Genomic DNA, 460 nt, shown 5'->3' with positions numbered 1-460 from the left:
GTTTCCGTTGATAATCCCTGCACTCAGAGAAAGGAAATTAAACTGAGTAGGAAGTCCACATACCATAACCGTACTTGGCTGTGCAGGATCTGCAGCAGGAATACCCGGAGTAACAAATGGGTTAGGTGTAAGATTAGGATCGTTGAATGCTGAGCTTAAGCTTGCGGTACCGGTCCATTTCATTGAAAACCCATCAGGTGATCTTCTGTGGTTGTTGATTACCAGATAATAGGTTTCTCCGGCTAATGCATTGATATAAGGGCTCCATTTATCAGCATTCATGCTGGATGTCTGGCCCGGAGGATTGACAGGAAATACTGCAGGTGGATTTAGAGTCAGGTCAAGACCTGTATCTCCACCGGTCCCTGAATAATTACATCTTAAAGGCTGTATAAAAATATTGCCGGGAGTTTGCAGGGAAGCACATCCTCCATTCGTAGGCCCATACACTGCAAAATCA

General features: G+C 44.8%; 1 pseudogene. It reads right to left on the bottom strand.

From position 1 onward, the window contains the following. Positions 1–460, bottom strand: a pseudogene (locus MP478_RS22495) (gliding motility-associated C-terminal domain-containing protein); the annotation flags it as partial.

This window comes from Chryseobacterium sp. WG14, from assembly GCF_024586945.1.
Classification (GTDB): Bacteria; Bacteroidota; Bacteroidia; order Flavobacteriales; family Weeksellaceae; genus Chryseobacterium.
The sequence above is the reverse complement of the archived record's forward strand: the minus strand, read 5'-3'. Positions and strand labels throughout refer to the sequence as shown.